Below are 17,882 nucleotides of genomic sequence, written 5' to 3' on the forward strand. Positions count from 1 at the left end.
CAGTCGAAGGGGGTTCCCTCATCGGTAAGGGTTCGGGGGTGCCCTTGGTCTTTGGCAGGACAGGGCTGAGGGCCCCGGTGGGAGCCCGTCGGCGACTCTAACTCCCTGATCGATGATCGATCAAAGGGTTGAAGGGAAAAACCTCTCGATTACGAGAAAGTCGGCACGGGGTGTCTTTCGGACAGGCACCCGGTGCCGCTTATATCGGGCGTTTTCGCAGGTGAGGGCCCACGCATGAGCGCGTGTACGCTCCACTGGACCAGCGCGGTCACTAGGCACGCGGCGCGCAGCCGAGGACGTGCGCCTTCACCAGCTCCGCGATCCTCGGGTCCCGGCGGCGGAACGCCTGCACCAGCTCCTCGTGCTCCTCCGCGTACGACTGCTGGACCGTGCCCAGCCAGCGGATGGACAGCGCGGTGAACACCTCGATGCCGAGGCCCTCCCAGGTGTGCAGGAGCACCGAATTGCCGGCGGCCCTGACCAGCTCGCGGTGGAAGCCGACCGTGTGGCGGACCTGGGCGGTGCCGTCGGCGTTGCGGTCGGCCTCGTAGAGCGCGGCCACGTGCGGCTCCAGCGCCGAGCAGTCCTCGGCCAGCCGCTGGGCCGCCAGCTCGGCGGCGATGGCCTCCAGACCGGCCCGCACCGGGTAGCTCTCCTCCAGGTCGGCCGCGGTCAGGTTGCGGACCCGGACGCCCTTGTTCGGCGCCGACTCGATCAGCCGCAGGCTCTCCAGCTCGCGCAGCGCCTCGCGCACCGGGGTCTGGCTGACCTCCAGCTCGGTGGCGATCCGCCGCTCCACGATCCGCTCGCCCGGCTTCCAGCGCCCGCTGACGATCCCCTCCACGATGTGCTCGCGGATCTGCTCGCGCAGCGAGTGGACGACGGGCGCGGTCATGAGTGCTCCTTAGGCAGGGGCCGCCCTTGGGCCCCGGGGGCGTTGACGTTTAGACAATACGGCCGGTTCGCGCCGCCGGTCAGGCGGGCGGGGGCGCTTTTACGCAGGTGAGACATGGCGCACACGGTTGTCGGGGGCGCCTTGAGAGGGTGGGAGGCGGTGTCGTCGGGCGGGCGCGGGTGCGGGTCGTACGCCAAAAAGCGGCGCCCCGCCCGGGTGAGCCCGGGCGGGGCGCCGTACCGCGTGATCAGGTGGCTCAGAGGCCGAGCTCGACCTCGAACTCGCCCGCCTCCAGGATCGACTTGACCGCGGTCAGGTAACGGGCCGCGTCGGCGCCGTCGACCAGACGGTGGTCGTAGGACAGGGTCAGGTACGTCATGTCGCGGACGCCGATGACCGTGCCCTCCTCCGTCTCGATGACGGCCGGACGCTTCACCGTGGCACCGATGCCGAGGATCGCGACCTGGCCCGGCGGCACGATGATCGTGTCGAAGAGCGCGCCGCGCGAACCGGTGTTGGAGATGGTGAAGGTCGCGCCGGACAGCTCGTCCGGGGTGATCTTGTTGCCGCGGACCTTGCCGGCCAGGTCGGCCGTGGCCTTGGCGATACCCGCGATGTTGAGGTCGCCGGCGCCCTTGATGACCGGGGTCATCAGGCCCTTCTCCGAGTCCACCGCGATCCCGACGTTCTCGGAGTCGAAGTAGGTGATCGTGCCCTCGGCCTCGTTGATCTTGGCGTTGATGACCGGGTGGGCCTTCAGCGCCTGGGCCGCCGCCTTCACGAAGAACGGCATCGGGGAGAGCTTGACGCCCTCGCGCGCGGCGAAGGAGTCCTTGGCCTGGGCGCGCAGGCGCATCAGACGGGTGACGTCGACCTCGACGACCGAGGACAGCTGCGCCTGCTCGTGCAGCGCCTTGACCATGTTGTCGCCGATGACCTTGCGGATGCGGGGCATCTTCACGGTCTGGCCGCGCAGGGGCGAGACCTCCAGCGCCGGGGCCTTCTTGGCGGCGACCGGAGCGGCGGCGGCCGGGGCCGGGGCGGCGGCGGCCTTCGCGGCCTCGGCGGCGGCGATGACGTCCTGCTTGCGGATACGGCCGCCGACGCCGGTGCCCTTGACGGAGCCCAGGTCGACGCCGTTCTCGGCGGCGAGCTTGCGCACCAGCGGGGTGACGTAGGCACCCTCGTCGGCGGGCTGGGCGGCGGCGGGCGCGGGCGCCACGGGCGCCGGGGCGACCGGGGCCGGAGCGGCCGGAGCCGGGGCCGCGGGCTGGACCGGCGCGGGGGCGGCGGCGGCCGGGGCGGCCGGAGCAGCCGGGGCCGGGGCCGGAGCGGCGGGAGCGGCCGGGGCCGGGGCAGCGGCGGCGGGCGCCGGCGCCGGGGCGGCCGGGGCCGGAGCCGCGCCCGGGGCGCCGATGACGGCGAGCTTGGCGCCGACCTCGGCGGTCTCGTCCTCACCGACGACGATCTCCAGCAGGACACCGGCGACCGGCGCCGGGATCTCGGTGTCGACCTTGTCCGTGGAGACCTCGAGCAGGGGCTCGTCCTCCGCGACCTCTTCGCCGACCTCCTTCAGCCAGCGGGTGACGGTGCCCTCGGTGACGGACTCGCCGAGCGCGGGCAGGACCACGTCCGTGCCCTGCGCGGAGCCGGCGCCGGCGGTGGCCTCGGCCGTGGGCGCCGGGGCGGGGGCGGCCTGCTCGGTGGAGGGCTGGGCGGCCGGAGCCGGCTCGGGAGCCGGAGCGGCGACCGGCTCGGCGGCCGGGGCCGGGGCGGCGGCCGGGGCGCCGGTGCCGTCGTCGATGATCGCCAGCTCGGCGCCCACCTCGACGGTCTCGTCCTCGGCGACCTTGATGGACGCCAGGATGCCCGCGGCGGGCGCGGGGATCTCGGTGTCGACCTTGTCGGTGGAGACCTCGAGCAGCGGCTCGTCGGCCTCTACGCGCTCACCCTCGGCCTTCAGCCAGCGGGTGACGGTGCCCTCGGTGACGCTCTCGCCGAGCGCCGGAAGGGTTACGGAAACCGCCATGGTTTCGGTTGCTCCTTACGAGTTGCGGAAGTCTGTGTCGTCGCTTCGTCGACCGAGGGGTCAGTCGTGCGCGTGCAGCGGCTTGCCCGCGAGGGCCAGGTGGGCCTCGCCGAGCGCCTCGTTCTGCGTCGGGTGGGCGTGGATGAGCTGGGCGACCTCGGCCGGCAGCGCCTCCCAGTTGTAGATCAGCTGGGCCTCGCCGACCTGCTCGCCCATGCGGTCGCCGACCATGTGGACGCCGACGACGGCGCCGTCCTTGACCTGGACGAGCTTGATCTCGCCCGCGGTGTTCAGGATCTTGCTCTTGCCGTTGCCCGCCAGGTTGTACTTCAGAGCGACGACCTTGTCCGCGCCGTAGATCTCCTTGGCCTTGGCCTCGGTGATGCCCACGGAGGCGACCTCGGGGTGGCAGTACGTCACCCGCGGGACGCCGTCGTAGTCGATCGGGACGGTCTTCAGACCGGCCAGGCGCTCCGCCACCAGGATGCCCTCGGCGAAGCCGACGTGCGCGAGCTGGAGCGTCGGGACGAGGTCGCCGACGGCGGAGACGGTGGGGACGTTCGTCCGCATGTACTCGTCGACCAGGACATAGCCGCGGTCCATCGCGACGCCCTGCTCCTCGTAGCCGAGACCGGCGGAGACCGGGCCGCGGCCGACCGCGACCAGCAGGATCTCGGCCTCGAACTCCTTGCCGTCGGCCAGGGTGACCTTGACGCCGTCGGCGGTGTACTCGGCCTTCGAGAAGAAGGTGCCCAGGTTGAACTTGATGCCGCGCTTGCGGAAGGCGCGCTCCAGCAGCTTGGAGCTGTTCTCGTCCTCGACCGGGACGAGGTGCTTCAGACCCTCGATGACGGTGACGTCCGCGCCGAACGACTTCCACGCGGAGGCGAACTCGACGCCGATGACGCCGCCGCCCAGGATGATCGCGGACTGCGGCACGCGGTCCAGGACGAGGGCGTGGTCGGAGGAGATGATCCGGTTGCCGTCGATCTCCAGACCCGGCAGCGACTTCGGCACGGAGCCGGTCGCCAGCAGGACGTGACGGCCCTGGATCCGCTGTCCGTTGACGTCGACGGACGTGGGGGAGGACAGCCGGCCCTCACCCTCGATGTAGGTCACCTTGCGGGAGGCGACGAGCCCCTGGAGCCCCTTGTACAGGCCGGAGATGACCCCGTCCTTGTACTTGTGGACCCCGGCGATGTCGATGCCCTCGAACGTGGCCTTGACGCCGAACTGGGCGCTCTCGCGCGCCTGGTCGGCGATCTCGCCCGCGTGCAGCAGGGCCTTGGTGGGGATGCAGCCCCGGTGCAGGCAGGTGCCGCCGACCTTGTCCTTCTCGATCAGGGCGACGTCCAGGCCCAGCTGCGCCCCGCGCAGGGCCGCGGCGTAACCGCCACTACCACCGCCGAGGATCACTAGGTCGAAAACGGTGCTGGCGTCGTTCGCCACGTCACGTCCTCCATGCATGTGCGCCGTGCGCCGGTCGTCGCTGACCGCCGGCGGCTGGTGTCCGGCCGCTCTTTCTTCGGCCCTGTGTGGGGGCCCTGTCCTGCCGAGCCCCATCCTCGCACTTGTCGGAGGCCGACGAGACACGGGGCACCTATGTGAGACGCCCCACGTCTCGCAACCCGGGGGGCGCGGGGCCGGGTCGGTCCGCCGCTCCGCCGGGCGGGCGTGACCGGCTGGGTTCCCTGGTGACGGGCGTGACCGGTCCCCACCAGGGGCGCGGGGGACTGCGCGACCGGCCGCACACGGCCCTCCGCCCGCCCCGCGGACGGGTGGAACCGAGTGATCAGGCGCACAGTCCCCCGGCTCGGGCACCTAGCCCAGCTCACCCGCCGCGGTCAGTTCGGCGAGGCGCACCAGCGTCCGCACAGCCGTCCCCGTGCCGCCCTTCGGCGTGTACCCGAAGGGGCCGCCCTCGTTGAACGCGGGCCCGGCGATGTCCAGGTGCGCCCAGGTGATCCCCTCGCCCACGAACTCCCGCAGGAACAGCCCGGCCACCAGCCCGCCGCCCATCCGCTCACCCATGTTCGCGATGTCGGCGGTGGGGGAGTCCATGCCCTTGCGCAGGTGCTCCGGCAGCGGCATCGGCCAGGCCGGCTCGCCGACCTCCTCGGCGGCCTCGTACACCGCGGTGCGGAACGCGTCGTCGTTGGCCATGACACCGAACGTCCGGCTGCCCAGCGCCAGCATCATCGCGCCGGTCAGCGTCGCCACGTCGACGATCGCGTCCGGCTTCTCCTGGGACGCCGCCCACAGCGCGTCGGCGAGGACCAGCCGGCCCTCCGCGTCGGTGTTCAGCACCTCCACGGTCTTGCCGCTGTACATGCGCAGCACGTCACCCGGGCGGGTGGCGGTGCCGGACGGCATGTTCTCGGCCAGCGCCAGCCAGCCGGTGACGTTGACCTCGAGGCCGAGCCGCGCGGCGGCGATCACGGCGGCGAAGACCGCCGCCGCCCCGCTCATGTCGCACTTCATCGTCTCGTTGTGACCGGCCGGCTTCAGCGAGATGCCGCCCGAGTCGTAGGTGATGCCCTTGCCGACGAAGGCGAGGTGCTTGTCCGCCTTCGAGGAGGTGTACGACAGCTTGACCAGGCGCGGAGCCGCGGCGGAGCCGCCGCCGACGCCCAGGATGCCGCCGTAGCCGCCCTTGGCGAGGGCCTTCTCGTCGAGCACCTGGACCTTGATGCCGTGCTCCTTGGCGGCGGTCTGCGCCAGGGTGGCGAACGCCTCGGGGTCGAGGTCGTTCGGCGGCATGTTGATGAGGTCCCGGGCCCGGTTGAGCTCCTCGCCGACGGCGGTGGCACGGGCGAGCGCGGCCTTGTGGGCGGCGTCGCGCGGCTTCCCGCCGAGCAGGGCGGCCTCGGCGAGCGGCGCCTTGGCGCTCTTCGCCTTGGCGTCGGCGCCGTTCTGCTTGTAGGCGTCGAAGGAGTAGGCGCCCAGCAGCACGCCCTCGGCGACCGCGCCGAGGTCGGCGGCGTCCGTCAGGGGCAGGGCGAAGGCGGCCTTCTTGGAGCCGGTGAGGGCGCGGGCGGCCACGCCGGCCGCCCTGCGCAGCGCCTCGGCGTCGTAGGAGGCGTCCTTCTCGGGCTCCCCGCCGAGCCCCACCGCGAGCACGAGCGGCGCCTTGAAGCCGGCCGGGGCGGGCAGCTTCGTCACCTCGCCCTCGGCGCCGGTGGCGCCGAGGGTTTCCAGCACGCCGGCGAGGCGGCCGTCGTAGGCCTGGTCGACGGGCTCGGAGCCCGGGGCAACGATCAGGCCCTTTACGCCCTTGGCGACACCGATCACGATCGCGTCGGCCCGAAGGCCGGGCGCCGCGGCGGTGCTGAGAGTGAGAGCAGTCACGGTGGTGAAATCTCGCTTCCGATGTGGAGTTGCTGTGGCCGGGATGTGTGGGTCGACCGGGCCCGGCAGCAGACCCTAGACGGTGTCTGATCGCGGCCGGAGACGCGGTCGGGTCCGGGGTGCGTCGCATCGGCGCGGCGAACCGGCGTGACGAACCCCGCAACGAGCCTACGCGTGCCCGCGCATTCGCTCATGCACGCGAGCGTTCACCTGTCTGTGGCGTCGTAGCCATTTCTGGATCCTGGCACTCCATGAGGTGGGTCACACTCGTCGGGTTCCGGCGAAGAGATCACTTCGCTGTTTCGCACGATTTCCACGGATCCTTCGCCGTATCGGCACAGCCATGCCTGCTGCCCGCGCGCGGAGATCCATCTCTGGGGGAGGACACACCATGGCGCAGCGTGCGCACATGTGGAGAAACGCCAAGAACGCCGCCGCCTTCATGGCGGCCGCGGGGCTGACGGCGCTGAGTCTGGGGGCGGCACCCGGCGCCACCGCGGCAGGGGAGCCGCGGATCGACCTGAGGGTCCTGGTCGTGGACAACGGGGACACCCCCGTGCAGGCCATCACCGCCCAGCTGAAGAGCACCGGCATCCCGTACACCGTCGTCGACCTGAACTCCGCGAGCCGGCCGACGATTACCGCGGCCTTCCTGGCCGACACGGTGAACGGGACCGCGCGGGCCCGGTTCCAGGGCGTCGTACTGCCCAACGAGGCACCGTTCGGGGCCGGTTCAGCCGAGCAGACCGCGCTGGAGACGTACGAGAGGACGTACGGCATCCCGCAGGTCGACGCCTACACCTGGGCGCACCCCGAGGTCGGCCTGGAGTACGCGAACTACTCCGGTTCCCTCGACGGGCGGGAGGCGTCCGTGACCACGGCCGGCAAGGCCGGCTGGTTCGGCTACCTCGACGGCGGCTTCACCTTCGAGGACAACTCGCCCACGATCGGCGAGAGTTACGGCTACCTGGCGGCGCCCAGGGCCGGCTACACCAGCTATGTCGACGCACCGCTGCCCGGGGGCGGCGGCACCGGCAGCCTGGTCGGCGAGTACGCCCACGACGGACGCCGCGAGCTGGTCGTGACGTTCGCCTACAACCAGTACCAGCAGCAGTTCCGGCTGCTCGCCCGCGGCATCGTCGAGTGGCTCACCCAGGGCATCCACCTGGGCCAGGCCCGCAACTACTTCGCCGTCCACGTCGACGACGTGTTCGCGCCCGACGCCCGCTGGGACGCCGCGCGCAACTGCACGCCCGGCGACATCGACTGCGTCGGCGGCGGGGGCGACAGCGAGACCCCGATCCGGATGACGGCCGACGACGCGGCCTACGCCGCCCAGTGGCAGCGGGACCACGGTTTCACCATGGACCTGGTGTACAACGCCGGCGCCGGGGAGGAGTGGAAGACCGAGAACGGCGGCACCGACGCCATGGCCGACCGGCTCCTCGCCGACAAGGGCGAGTACCGCTGGATCAACCACACCTACACCCACCCGTTCCTCGGCTGTGTGCAGGACACCTCCACCGTGCCGTGGAGCTGCGCGAAGAACGCCGACGGCTCGACGCAGTACATGAGCCGCGCCGACATCTCCGCGCAGATCCGCGACAACAACGACTGGGCGGCGGCCAAGGGCCTGCCCGTCGACCGCACCGAACTGGTCACCGGCGAGCACTCGGGCCTCAAGACCCTGCCGCAGCAGCCGAACGACAACCCCAACCTCGCCGGCGCCCTCTCCGACAACGGCGTCAAGTGGATCGCGTCCGACAACTCGCGCGAGCCCGACCAGCGTTCCGTCGGGAAGGCGTCGACCGTTCCGCGCTACCCGATGAACGTGTACTACAACACGGGCACCAAGGCGGAGATGGCCGACGAGTACAACTGGATCTACACCTCCAGGGCCGACGGCGGCAGCGGTGTCTGCGAGGGCAACGCCTCCTCCACCTGCCTCTCCCAGCCGCTGGACACGGCCACCGGCTACGACGACGTCATCGTCCCGCAGGAGGCCCGCACCGACCTGGGCCACGTCATCAGCAACGACCCGCGGCCGCACTACGCCCACCAGTCCAACCTGGCCGAGGACCGTCTCCTCTACCCGGTCATGGACAAGGTCCTCGCCGACTACAAGGCCCTGTTCGCCGACAACACCCCCGTGGAGAACCTCCGCCAGAGCGCCATCGGCACCGAACTCCAGCGCCGCGCCGCCTGGCAGGCCGCCGTCGCCGCCAACAAGGTGACCGCGTACCGCATCGGCAACACGGTGACCATCACCGCGCCGAACGGCACCCAGATCCCGGTCACGGCACCCGAGGGCACCAGGAAGCAGCAGCTCATCGGCGGCTCCGTCTTCGGCACGCCGTACGCCGGCCGCCGCTCGGACTGGACCACGCCGAACGGCCTCCAGACCGCGGTCACGCTCAAGCTGCCGTAACCACCGACGACAGCGCCCCGAAAGGGGCGCGGGGAACTGCGCGACCGGCCACGACGGACCCGCACCCGGGCTCCGGTCCGCGGTTCCCCCCACATCATCCGCACCACCACAGGGGGAAGCGGCGCAGCCATGCGCACAGGCCGAAGCGTCACCATGCTCACCGAAGGCACCTACCCGCTCGTCCACGGAGGCGTCAGCACCTGGTGCGACCAACTCGTCAAGGGCATGCCGGAAGTCGACTTCCACGTCGTCTCGCTCTCCGGCAGCGGCCGCGAACCCGTGACCTGGGAACTGCCGCCCAACGTCCGCCGGCACAGCTCCGTGCCGACCTGGGGCCCGCGCCCCGGCCGCCGACGGCCGCCGTACGGCAGGGACCTGCGCCGCTTCGGCGACGCCCTCGAACGCCTGCTGCTCTCGATCCTCGACCCCGCCTCGCCCTGCGACTTCGGCGAAAGCCTCTACGAGCTGGCCGCACTCGCCCGCGAGGGCCGGCTGACCGCGGCCCTGCGCACCGAGACCGCGCTGCGCTCCCTGCTGGCGACCTGGACCCTGCCGCACTTGCCCACAGCGGCCGCCGCCCCCACCGTGCACGACGCGCTCACCGCCGTCGACCTGCTGGAACACGCCCTGCGCCCGCTGGGTTTCCGGGTCCCCGCCGACTCGGTCGCACACGCCGTCAGCAGCGGCCTCGCCACCCTGCCCGCCCTTGCCGCCCGCCACTTCGACGGCGTGCCGTTCCTCCTCACCGAGCACGGCATCTATCTGCGCGAGCGCTACCTCGGCAGCCGCCGCGATCCCCGGCGCTGGCCGGTGAAGGCCTTCATGCTCGGCTTCCACCGCGCCCTGAACTCCCTCGGCTACCGCGCGGCGGACCTCATCACCCCCTGCAGCCAGTACAACCGCCGCTGGGAGGAGCGCGGCGGCGCCGACCCGCGGAAGATCCGCACGGTCTACAACGGCGTCGACCCGCACGCCTTCCCGCACGCCGGACCCGAGCCCGACGTGCCCACCCTGGCCTGGTGCGGCCGCATCGACCCCATCAAGGACCTGGAGACCCTGCTGCGCGCCTACGCCGCCGTCCGCGCCGAACTCCCCGACACCCGGCTGAGGCTGTTCGGCCCGGTGTCCCCCGGCTGCGAGGTGTACGCGACCCGGCTGGCCAAGCTCGCCGCCGAACTCGGCGTCACCGACGGTGTCACCTTCGAGGGCCGTGTCACCGACGTCTCGCGCGCCTACGCCGCCGGCCATCTCGTGATGCTGTCCTCGATCTCCGAGGGCTTCCCGTTCTCCCTCATCGAGGCCATGTCCTGCGGCCGTACGACGGTGTCGACGGACGTCGGCGGAGTGCGCGAGGCCGTCGGCGACACCGGTCTGGTCGTCCCGCCGCGCGAGCCGGAGAAGCTCGCCGCGGCCGCCCTGACCCTCCTCCAGGACGACGAACGACGCCTGAAGCTGGGGGAGTTGTCCCGGCAGCGGGTCATCGACCGGTTCACGCTCCGCCGTTCGGTCGACCACTTCCGCACGATCTACCAGGAACTCGCGGGCCTGGACGTCTACGAACCCGGCGTCGAGACGGTCGCCGACTGGACCGAGGAACTGCGCGACCCGTGGTACCGGGCCGTGGCCACGGACGGGACGCTCTGGTGAACCGCACGAACGGCGGCCGCGAGACGGCCGCACCCCCGCTCGTCCCCCACCAGCGCACCGCGGCGACCCCCTCCGGGGCCGCCCCCGACCCGGTCGACCGACTCGCCGCACAGCTCGGCGACTGCGCGGCCGCCGCCGTCCACCCGGACGAGATAGCCGCGGTGCTGGAGTCCGACGGCCTCTCCGACGACCAGATCCGCGAACGCTACGGCGTGCGCGACTCCTTCGCACTCGCCGAGGAGCTCTACGCCCGCGTCCCGCGCCACCACCCGGAACCCGACGCACCCCCGCACGACCCCTGGCGGATCGGCCTGCCCGCCTGCCTCCTGCGCGGGCTCCTCTTCGCCCTGCCCGGCCTCGCGTATGTCCTCGGCGCCCCGCTGCTCACCGGCCCGCCCGGCGCCCTCGGACTGCCGCCGGGCACGGTTCCCCTGCTGGCCGGCGCGCTGTTCGGCTGGACCTGGAACCAGGGCCTGGCGCACCGGGCGTACGCCTGGCTGGGTCTCGGCGAGCGCGCGGCCGCCCGGCGCTGCCTCCTCGTCGGGGCCCCGGTGGGCGCCCTGCTCGGCGCGCTGGTCCCGCCGCTCTTCGCCGGGCCCGCGGACGGGGCGGCCGTGCTCTTCGCCGCCGGCCAGTCCTGCTACCTCGGCGCCTCCACCACCCTGCTCGTCCTCGGCCGCGAACGGGCCCTGCTGGCCGCCCTGACCCCACTGACGGCGGGCGCCCTCCTGGCCCTCGCCCGCCCCGTCCCCGACCCCCTCGCCCTGGCCCTGCTGGTGGGTTCCCTGACCGCGGTGATGCTGCTCGGGCTGCTCTCCGTCGCCCCCGCCGTCCGCGCGCCGGCCTCCGGGGCCGACGCCCCCGCCGCAGCGGCCTCCCTGCCGTACGCCCTGTTCGGCCTCGGCAGCGGCGCCCTCGTCCTGTACGCGGCCCTCGGCGACCTCCTGGCCGGGCGGGAGCACGGTGCGCTCGCCGCCCCGTCGGCCGTGGCGCTCACCCTCAGCATGGGCCCCGCCGAATGGCTGCTGTACCGCTTCCGCAGCGGCAGCCTGGCCGGACTGCGCACCACGGGCACCCCGCACGCCTTCCGGCGGGCGACCCTGCGCACCGGCGCCGCGTGCCTCACCGCCTACCTGCTGGTCCTCCTGGCCCTCGGCCTGAGCGCCACCGCGCTGTGGCCGGACACCCCCGCCCTCACCGCCGTACGCCTCGCGGACCTGCTCCTGCTGGGCGTGGTGCTGTGGACCGGGCTGCTGCTCCAGTCCTTCGGCGCGGTCCGCGGCCCGGCCGCCGTCTGCTGCGCCGCGGCCGTCGCCCAGACCGTCGCCCTGCTCACCCGCCAGGCCGACCCGCACGGGGTGGCCCTTACGGTGTACGCAACGGCGGCCGCCGTCCAGGCGCTGCTGGTCCGCACACTCCTGGGAAGAGCGACGGCCCACCGATGAACACGCGATCCCTCCTCGCGACCGCGTCCCTGCTCCTGCTGCTCACGGGCTGCACGACGGCCTCCGACGGCGGCGGCGACGGCGGCGACGAAGGCGACGGCCCGTCGACCGGCGGCGCGTCCGCGGCGAAGCGCTGGCAGCCGCGGCCCGGCACCGACTGGCAGTGGCAGCTCAGCGGCCGGCTGGACACCTCCGTGGACGTGCCGGTGTACGACATCGACGGCTTCGACCACTCCGAGGAGACCGTCGCCGCCCTGCACCGGGACGGCCGCAAGGTCATCTGCTACCTGTCCACCGGAGCCTGGGAGGACTGGCGCCCGGACGCCGGCGACTTCCCGAAGGCGGTGATCGGCGAGGGCAACGGCTGGAAGGGCGAGCGCTGGCTCGACATCCGAGCGGTGGACGTCCTCGAACCCCTGATGGCGGCGCGCCTCGACATGTGCCGGGACAAGGGCTTCGACGCGGTCGAGCCGGACAACATGGACGGCTACAAGAACACCACCGGCTTCCCGCTGAAGGCGGCGGACCAGCTCCGCTACAACCGGCTGCTCGCCCGCCTCGCCCACGAACGGGGCATGTCCGTCGGCCTGAAGAACGACCTCGACCAGATCCCCGCACTCGTCGACGACTTCGACTTCGCGGTCAACGAGCAGTGCGCGCAGTACGACGAGTGCGCGGACACGACCCCGTTCATCGAGGCCGGCAAGGCGGTCTTCCACGTCGAGTACGAACTCCGGACCGACGACTTCTGCGCCGAGTCCCGGCGCCTGAAACTGAGTTCGCTGCGCAAGAAGTACGAGCTGGGGCCGTGGCGCGAGAGCTGCTAGCCACCCAGCGTCAGGGCCACCAGGGCCGTCGTCGCCGCGGTCTCCGCCACCCCGCCGAACACGTCTCCCGTCACTCCGCCGAAGCGGCGGGTGCAGTGGCGTCGGAGCAGTTCGGCGCCGGCCAGTGCGGCCAGCAGCGCGAGGGGGGTGCGGACGGCGTCGGGGGCGCCCGCGAGGGCCCCGCAGGCCGCCGCGGCGGCCGTGAGGGCCGCGGTCAGCGTCAGGGCGGCCGGGACCGGGACCACGCCCGCCACCGCCGCGCCCAGGCCCTCCGGCCGGGCCGGCGGGACGCCCGCCCGGGCGGCCAGGGTGAGGGCGAGGCGGGCCGCCACCGCCGAGACGACGGCCGCGACCGCGCCCCGGGCCCACGAGCCGTCGTACAGCCGGGCCAGCGCCGCCACCTGCGCGAGCAGCACGAACACCAGCGTGAGCACCCCGAACGGCCCGATGTCCGACTGCTTCATGATCCGCAGCGCGTCCTCGGCGGGCCTGCCGCTGCCCAGACCGTCCGCCGTGTCGGCCAGCCCGTCGAGATGCAGCCCGCGCGTGAGCACGGCGGGTACGGCGGCGGAGCCGACGGCGGCGAGCAGCGGGCCCGCGCCGAGGAGGAGCAGCAGCAGACCGAGGCCCGCCGCACCGCCCCCCACGACCAGCCCGACCAGGGGTGCGCACAGCATGCCGCCGCGCGCCGCCTCCCGGTCCCAGCGGCTCACCCGTACGGGGAGCACGGTGAGGGTGCCGAAGGCGAAGCGGAGACCGTGCAGCGGTGGAGGGGTCATGGACACGGCGGCAGACTAGCCCGGACGCCGTTCCCGTGAGGCAGCCCACCCCACCTCCCGCGACACTGGGAGGCATGGGCGACTGGTGGCAGCGCAACATCGTCGAGCCGGGCAAACTCCCCCTGCTCCTCGCCCTGACCGCCTTCGTCCTCACCTTCCTGATCACCCGGGTGATCACCCGCATGATCCGGGCGGGCAAGGGCCCCTTCGGCAACGTCAGCTCCGGCGGGGTGCACATCCACCACGTCGTCCCCGGCGTCGTCCTGATCGTCGCGGGCGGCTTCGGCGCGGTGGCGAGCGGGGTGCGCGGCTTCGGCTCCGGGGTCTTCGCGGTGGTCTTCGGCATCGGGGCGGGGCTCGTCCTCGACGAGTTCGCGCTGATCCTGCACCTCGACGACGTGTACTGGACGGAGGCGGGGCGCAAGAGCGTGGAGGCGGTGGTGCTGACGGCCGCCCTCGGGGGGCTGCTGCTGGTGGGGTCGGCGCCGTTCGGGGTGAACGACATGAGCGACGCGGAGCTCCAGGACCGGGGGACCGTGCTGGTGACCGTCGCCGTGAACTTCCTGCTGTCGCTGACCGTGCTGTTCAAGGGCAAGATCAAGATGGCCGTGTTCAGCGTGTTCGTCCCGTTCATCGGGCTGGTCGGCCTGGTGCGGCTGGCCCGGCCCGGGTCGCCCTGGGCGCGGCGCTTCTACCGGCGCCGGCCGCGCGCTCGGGCCCGGGCGCTGCTGCGGGCGTACCGGCACGACCGGCGCTGGATCGGGCCGGGGCGGGTGCTGGGGGACTGGCTCGGGGGGAAGACGGACGCGGAGCTTTCGCGCAAGGGCGCCTAGTGAGAGTGGGGGTGCTTGTCCTGGTGCGGCTGCCGCGTCGGCGTGGTTGCTCGCGCAGTTCCCCGCGCCCCTTTGGTGGGACATCGTGCCGCGCCCAGTAAAGCCACCGCCGCCATCGCCGCCAGGTGCTCCTTGCCCGCCAGGTTGTTCTTCACGGCGACCTCCAGCACTATCGCCGCGGCCACCGCCGCCGCCGTCATGTACGCCCGATAGCGCCGGCCCAGGTACACCGCCAGGCCCACCACCGCCGCCGACGGGCCCGTGTCGATCACCTGGGCGTCGGTGGCGGGGAGGGTGTCCAGGGCGACGGCCGCGCGGGCGTACAGGGTGCCGGCGAGGGTCGCGACGTAGGCCACGGCCAGGGTGCGCCGGCGGCCCAGGCAGATCTCCGCGAGCCCGAACACCAGCAGGAGCTGGGCGAGGGCACCCCAGACCGGCAGGTCGAGGGCGGGGACGAAGAGCGAGAGCGGAGTGCGCAGGAGGGCGAGCCAGAGGGGGTCCGCGGCCCGGACGGCACCCAGGTCCTGCACCGGCCCGTAGCCCCAGGACCGGTTCTGCACGAGCTGGAGGACCGACGTCAGACACACCGCCGCGAGCGTCATCGGCACCGCCCGCCACCGCCGCCGCACCAGGGGCCTGCGCACGGCCGCGTACAGGGGTCCCCACTCGGCGCGGGCCCACCGGGCGACCCGACGCCGCACCGACGACCCGTCACCCACGGGTGCCCTTCGGCAGCCCAGGCGCCGTGGGCCGGGTCGTCAGGAAGCCCTCGGCCCGGGCCGACGCCAGGGCGATGCGGGGCAGGTCGGCGCTCTTCTCGAAGAGGAGGAACCGGGGCTCCCAGATGGGCCGGTACTTGGCGTTGGCGCGGTACAGCGACTCGATCTGCCACCAGCGGGAGAAGAAGCTCAGCAGGGACCGCCACAGCCTCAGCACCGGCCCGGCGCCCAGCCGCGCGCCCCGTTCGAAGACCGAGCGGAACATGGCGAAGTTGAGCGAGACCTGGGTGATCCCGACCTCCCGGGCCCGCCGGAGGAGGTCGATCACCATGAACTCCATCAGGCCGTTGTCGCAGTCCCGGTCGCGCCGCATCAGATCGAGGGAGAGCCCCTGCGGGCCCCAGGGCACGAAGGAGAGCAGCGCGCGCAGCTCGCCGTGCGCGTCCGTGCACTCCAGCATCACGCAGCGCCCGTCCTCGGGGTCCCCGAGCCGCCCCAGCGCCATGCTGAACCCGCGCTCGGTGGGCCCGTCCCGCCAGTCGTCGGCCCGGCGCAGGAGATGCGCCAGCTCCTCGGCCGGGATGTCCTCGTGCCGCCGTACCCGGACCGTGTACCCGGCGCGGCGGACCCGGTTGTACGCCTGCCGGACCGTCCGCATGGCCCGCCCCTCCAGCGTGAAGTCGGCGACCTCGACGATCGCCTCGTCGCCGAGTTCGAGGGCGTCCAGCCCGTGCCGGGCGTACACCGTCCCGGCCTCCTCGCCCGCCCCCATCACCGCCGGGATCCACCCGTGCGCCCGTGCCTCGGCGAGCCACGGCTCGATCGCCCCCGGCCAGGCCTCGGGGTCGCCGAGCGGGTCCCCCGAGGCCAGGGACACCCCGCCGACCACCCGGTAGGCGACGGCCGCCTTCCCGGTCGGCGACCAGCGCACGCTCTTCTCCCGGCGCAGCGCGAAGTACCCGAGCGAGTCCCGCTCGCCGTGCCGGTCGAGCAGCTCCCGCAGGCGTTTCTCGTCGTCCTCGGTGAGCGGGTCCACGGCCCGCCGGGAGCGGAAGGCCGCGTACAGGACGGCGAGGACGAGGGCCGTGCTCAGCACGTTGACGGTGACGTCGACCCAGTTCGGCGGGGCGATGCCGGGGGAGCGGAAGTCGGTGATCGAGACGAGGCGGAGGGTTCCGTAGCGCCAGCGTTCGGCGAAGGTGGAGTGACCCCGGTCCTGGTTGGTCGCCGTCACCAGCAGGGCAGCGAGCAGCGACGCGACGAGCAGCCCCCCGGCGGCGACGGTCACCGCGAGTCTCGGGTTGGCCCGGTCGCCCTTGGCGTAGAACTCCCGCCGCCCGAGCACCAGCGTGCCCACGAAGGCGGCGGTCAGCACCAGCGACACCCAGTTCTGCGGGTGCCGCCGGATCTCGGGGAACACCATGGCGAAGGCGAGCAGCGCGAGGAAGGCCCCGCCGAGCCCGAGGTTGAGGATCCACGCGGCGCGCTTGCGGCGCCGCATGGTGATCGCCAGGAACGCCGTGAACACACCGGACGCGAAGCCGGCGGTCAGCAGATACGGCGTGAACAGGTCCTCCTGGTTGTGCCGCCGCACGTCCTGACCCAGGGAGACCCAGACCGCGCTGAGGAAGTTGACGAAGGCGACGGCACGCAGATACCAGACGGCGAAGACGGCGGCGACCCGGGCGTTTCCCATAGGAGGGGATGATATGTCCCCTTTTCCGCCACGGCGGCGCTAAGCCACGACGGCGCAGCCGGGCAGGTGCCGGACCCGCCGCCGCCGTGTCACTCCTTCTCCGGCTCCTCCTCGGAGACCTCTGCCTTCTCCGGCCGCACCGGGAGTTCGGCGGCCAGGGCCGCCGCGGCCTGTACCAGCGGCAGCGCCAGCAGCGCCCCGGCGCCCTCCCCGACCTTCACGCCCTGGTCGAGCAGCGGCTCCAGCGCCATCCGGTCCAGCGCCTTCGCCTGCCCCGGCTCGCCGGTCCTGTTCGCCGCCAGCCACCAGTCCGGCGCCCGGAACGCGATCCGCTGCCCCACGAGCGCGCACGCGGCCGCCACGACCCCGTCCAGCACGACGGGCAACTTCCGTACGGCGCACTGGAGCAGAAAGCCCGTCATCGCGGCGAGGTCGGCCCCGCCGACCGTCGCCAGCAGGTGGAGCTGCTCCCCGAGGACCGGCCGCGCCCGCCGCAGCGCGTCCCGGATGGCCGCGCACTTGCGCATCCACGCCAGGTCGTCGATGCCCTCGCCGCCCCGCCCGGTCACGACGGAGGCGTCGGTCCCGCACAGCGCGGCGACCAGTACCCCGGCCGCCGTGGTCCCGCCCACGCTGACATCGCCGAGGACGACCAGGTCCGTACCGGAGTCGGCCTCCTCGTCCGCGACCGCCACGCCCGCCCGGAAGGCGGCCTCGGCCTCCTCGACCGTCAGGGCGTCCTCGATGTCGATCCGGCCGCTGCCCCGCCGCACCCGGTGCCGTACGACGTCCTCCGGGAACGCGTCCGGCTCGCAGTCCAGGGCCATGTCCACGATCCGCACGGGCACGTCGAGGCGCCGGGCGAGCACCGAGACCGGGCGGCCGCCCTCCAGGATCTCCCGCACCAGGTCCGCGGCGGTGCCGGCCGGCCGGGCCGAGACCTCGAGCTCGGCGACGCCGTGGTCGCCCGCGAACAGCACCACCCGCGGCCGGACGACCGGCCGCACGGGCACCGAACCCTGTGCCGCCGCCAGCCACTCACCCAGGTCGTCCAGGCGCCCCAGCGATCCGGGCGGCACGATCTGACGTTCCCGGCGGGCCTCCGCGTCGCGGCGGACGCCGCCGTCGGGGCGCTCGATCAGATCGGTGAAGTCGTCGAGATTAAGCGAGCTCATTCGCCGAACAGTACCGGCACCGGACGACCGGTTCGGCGGCACATGGGCACCCCACGGGCGC

Annotated in this window: 13 protein-coding genes; 5 read left to right on the forward strand and 8 right to left on the reverse strand. The window is 73.1% G+C overall.

Going from position 1 to position 17,882, the window contains the following annotated elements:
• Positions 1-271: 271 nt before the first annotated feature.
• From AQJ58_RS04920 to AQJ58_RS04935, 4 genes are all read right to left on the reverse strand, one after another.
• Positions 272-895, reverse strand: coding sequence for a GntR family transcriptional regulator (locus tag AQJ58_RS04920; protein WP_055632373.1), 624 nt, complete (start codon positions 893-895; stop codon positions 272-274).
• A gap of 256 nt (positions 896-1,151) precedes the next feature.
• Positions 1,152-2,924, reverse strand: a complete 1,773-nt coding sequence (gene sucB / locus AQJ58_RS04925; RefSeq protein WP_067245046.1) for a 2-oxoglutarate dehydrogenase, E2 component, dihydrolipoamide succinyltransferase — start codon at positions 2,922-2,924, stop codon at positions 1,152-1,154.
• Positions 2,925-2,984: 60 nt separating this feature from the next.
• Entirely contained in the window at positions 2,985-4,373 is a 1,389-nt protein-coding gene (lpdA, locus tag AQJ58_RS04930; RefSeq protein ID WP_067245048.1) for a dihydrolipoyl dehydrogenase, read from the reverse strand.
• A 372-nt stretch (positions 4,374-4,745) separates the two neighbouring features.
• On the reverse strand, positions 4,746-6,272 hold the full coding sequence (locus tag AQJ58_RS04935; protein WP_067245050.1) for a leucyl aminopeptidase: 1,527 nt from the start codon (positions 6,270-6,272) through the stop codon (positions 4,746-4,748).
• A 391-nt stretch (positions 6,273-6,663) separates the two neighbouring features.
• On the opposite strand from AQJ58_RS04935, the gene AQJ58_RS04940 reads away from it, so the two are divergent.
• The 4 genes from AQJ58_RS04940 to AQJ58_RS04955 all read left to right on the forward strand — a co-directional run bounded on the left by AQJ58_RS04940 (position 6,664) and on the right by AQJ58_RS04955 (position 12,619).
• Positions 6,664-8,700 (forward strand): hypothetical protein, encoded by a 2,037-nt coding sequence (locus AQJ58_RS04940; protein ID WP_234359954.1) that lies wholly within the window; start codon positions 6,664-6,666, stop codon positions 8,698-8,700.
• Positions 8,701-8,829: 129 nt separating this feature from the next.
• A complete protein-coding gene (gene pelF, locus AQJ58_RS04945) occupies positions 8,830-10,347 on the forward strand; it encodes a GT4 family glycosyltransferase PelF (RefSeq protein WP_067245052.1) in 1,518 nt (505 codons plus the stop codon).
• The gene (locus tag AQJ58_RS04950) at positions 10,344-11,792 is read left to right on the forward strand and encodes a hypothetical protein (RefSeq protein WP_234359955.1); all 1,449 of its coding nucleotides are present in this window, start codon (positions 10,344-10,346) and stop codon (positions 11,790-11,792) included. The genes pelF and AQJ58_RS04950 overlap by 4 nt, the downstream gene beginning before the upstream one ends.
• On the forward strand, positions 11,789-12,619 hold the full coding sequence (locus AQJ58_RS04955) for an endo alpha-1,4 polygalactosaminidase (RefSeq protein ID WP_067245053.1): 831 nt from the start codon (positions 11,789-11,791) through the stop codon (positions 12,617-12,619). The genes AQJ58_RS04950 and AQJ58_RS04955 overlap by 4 nt, the downstream gene beginning before the upstream one ends.
• Here AQJ58_RS04955 and AQJ58_RS04960 read toward each other — a convergent pair.
• Positions 12,616-13,398, reverse strand: a complete 783-nt coding sequence (locus tag AQJ58_RS04960) for an adenosylcobinamide-GDP ribazoletransferase (protein WP_067245055.1) — start codon at positions 13,396-13,398, stop codon at positions 12,616-12,618. The genes AQJ58_RS04955 and AQJ58_RS04960 overlap by 4 nt on opposite strands.
• A 74-nt stretch (positions 13,399-13,472) precedes the next feature.
• Here AQJ58_RS04960 and AQJ58_RS04965 point away from each other — a divergent pair, with 74 nt between their 5' ends.
• Complete coding sequence (locus tag AQJ58_RS04965; protein ID WP_067245056.1) at positions 13,473-14,231, forward strand: hypothetical protein; 759 nt, start codon at positions 13,473-13,475, stop codon at positions 14,229-14,231.
• On the opposite strand, the gene AQJ58_RS43250 is transcribed toward AQJ58_RS04965, so the two are convergent.
• The 3 genes from AQJ58_RS43250 to cobT form a co-directional block, all read right to left on the reverse strand.
• The gene (locus AQJ58_RS43250) at positions 14,228-14,950 is read right to left on the reverse strand and encodes a hypothetical protein (protein ID WP_159056216.1); all 723 of its coding nucleotides are present in this window, start codon (positions 14,948-14,950) and stop codon (positions 14,228-14,230) included. The two genes, AQJ58_RS04965 and AQJ58_RS43250, sit on opposite strands and share 4 nt — an antisense overlap.
• The gene (locus AQJ58_RS04975; protein WP_067245058.1) at positions 14,943-16,646 is read right to left on the reverse strand and encodes a phosphatidylglycerol lysyltransferase domain-containing protein; all 1,704 of its coding nucleotides are present in this window, start codon (positions 16,644-16,646) and stop codon (positions 14,943-14,945) included. Before AQJ58_RS04975 ends, AQJ58_RS43250 begins: the two co-directional genes overlap by 8 nt.
• Before the next feature lie 89 nt (positions 16,647-16,735).
• The gene (gene cobT, locus AQJ58_RS04980; RefSeq protein ID WP_067245060.1) at positions 16,736-17,821 is read right to left on the reverse strand and encodes a nicotinate-nucleotide--dimethylbenzimidazole phosphoribosyltransferase; all 1,086 of its coding nucleotides are present in this window, start codon (positions 17,819-17,821) and stop codon (positions 16,736-16,738) included.
• Positions 17,822-17,882 lie beyond the last annotated feature (61 nt).

The organism is Streptomyces sp. DSM 15324 (genome assembly GCF_001514285.1).
Classification (GTDB): Bacteria; Actinomycetota; Actinomycetes; order Streptomycetales; family Streptomycetaceae; genus Streptomyces.

What these genes read in the sequence shown, in the direction of transcription:
- AQJ58_RS04960 (WP_067245055.1), bottom strand. Translation starts at nt 13,398, where the DNA reads ATGACCCCTCCACCGCTGCACGGTCTCCGCTTCGCCTTCGGCACCCTC.
- cobT (WP_067245060.1), bottom strand. Translation starts at nt 17,821, where the DNA reads ATGAGCTCGCTTAATCTCGACGACTTCACCGATCTGATCGAGCGCCCC.
- AQJ58_RS04940 (WP_234359954.1), top strand. Translation starts at nt 6,664, where the DNA reads ATGGCGCAGCGTGCGCACATGTGGAGAAACGCCAAGAACGCCGCCGCC.
- AQJ58_RS04975 (WP_067245058.1), bottom strand. Translation starts at nt 16,646, where the DNA reads ATGGGAAACGCCCGGGTCGCCGCCGTCTTCGCCGTCTGGTATCTGCGT.
- AQJ58_RS04965 (WP_067245056.1), top strand. Translation starts at nt 13,473, where the DNA reads ATGGGCGACTGGTGGCAGCGCAACATCGTCGAGCCGGGCAAACTCCCC.
- AQJ58_RS04955 (WP_067245053.1), top strand. Translation starts at nt 11,789, where the DNA reads ATGAACACGCGATCCCTCCTCGCGACCGCGTCCCTGCTCCTGCTGCTC.
- pelF (WP_067245052.1), top strand. Translation starts at nt 8,830, where the DNA reads ATGCGCACAGGCCGAAGCGTCACCATGCTCACCGAAGGCACCTACCCG.
- sucB (WP_067245046.1), bottom strand. Translation starts at nt 2,924, where the DNA reads ATGGCGGTTTCCGTAACCCTTCCGGCGCTCGGCGAGAGCGTCACCGAG.
- AQJ58_RS04920 (WP_055632373.1), bottom strand. Translation starts at nt 895, where the DNA reads ATGACCGCGCCCGTCGTCCACTCGCTGCGCGAGCAGATCCGCGAGCAC.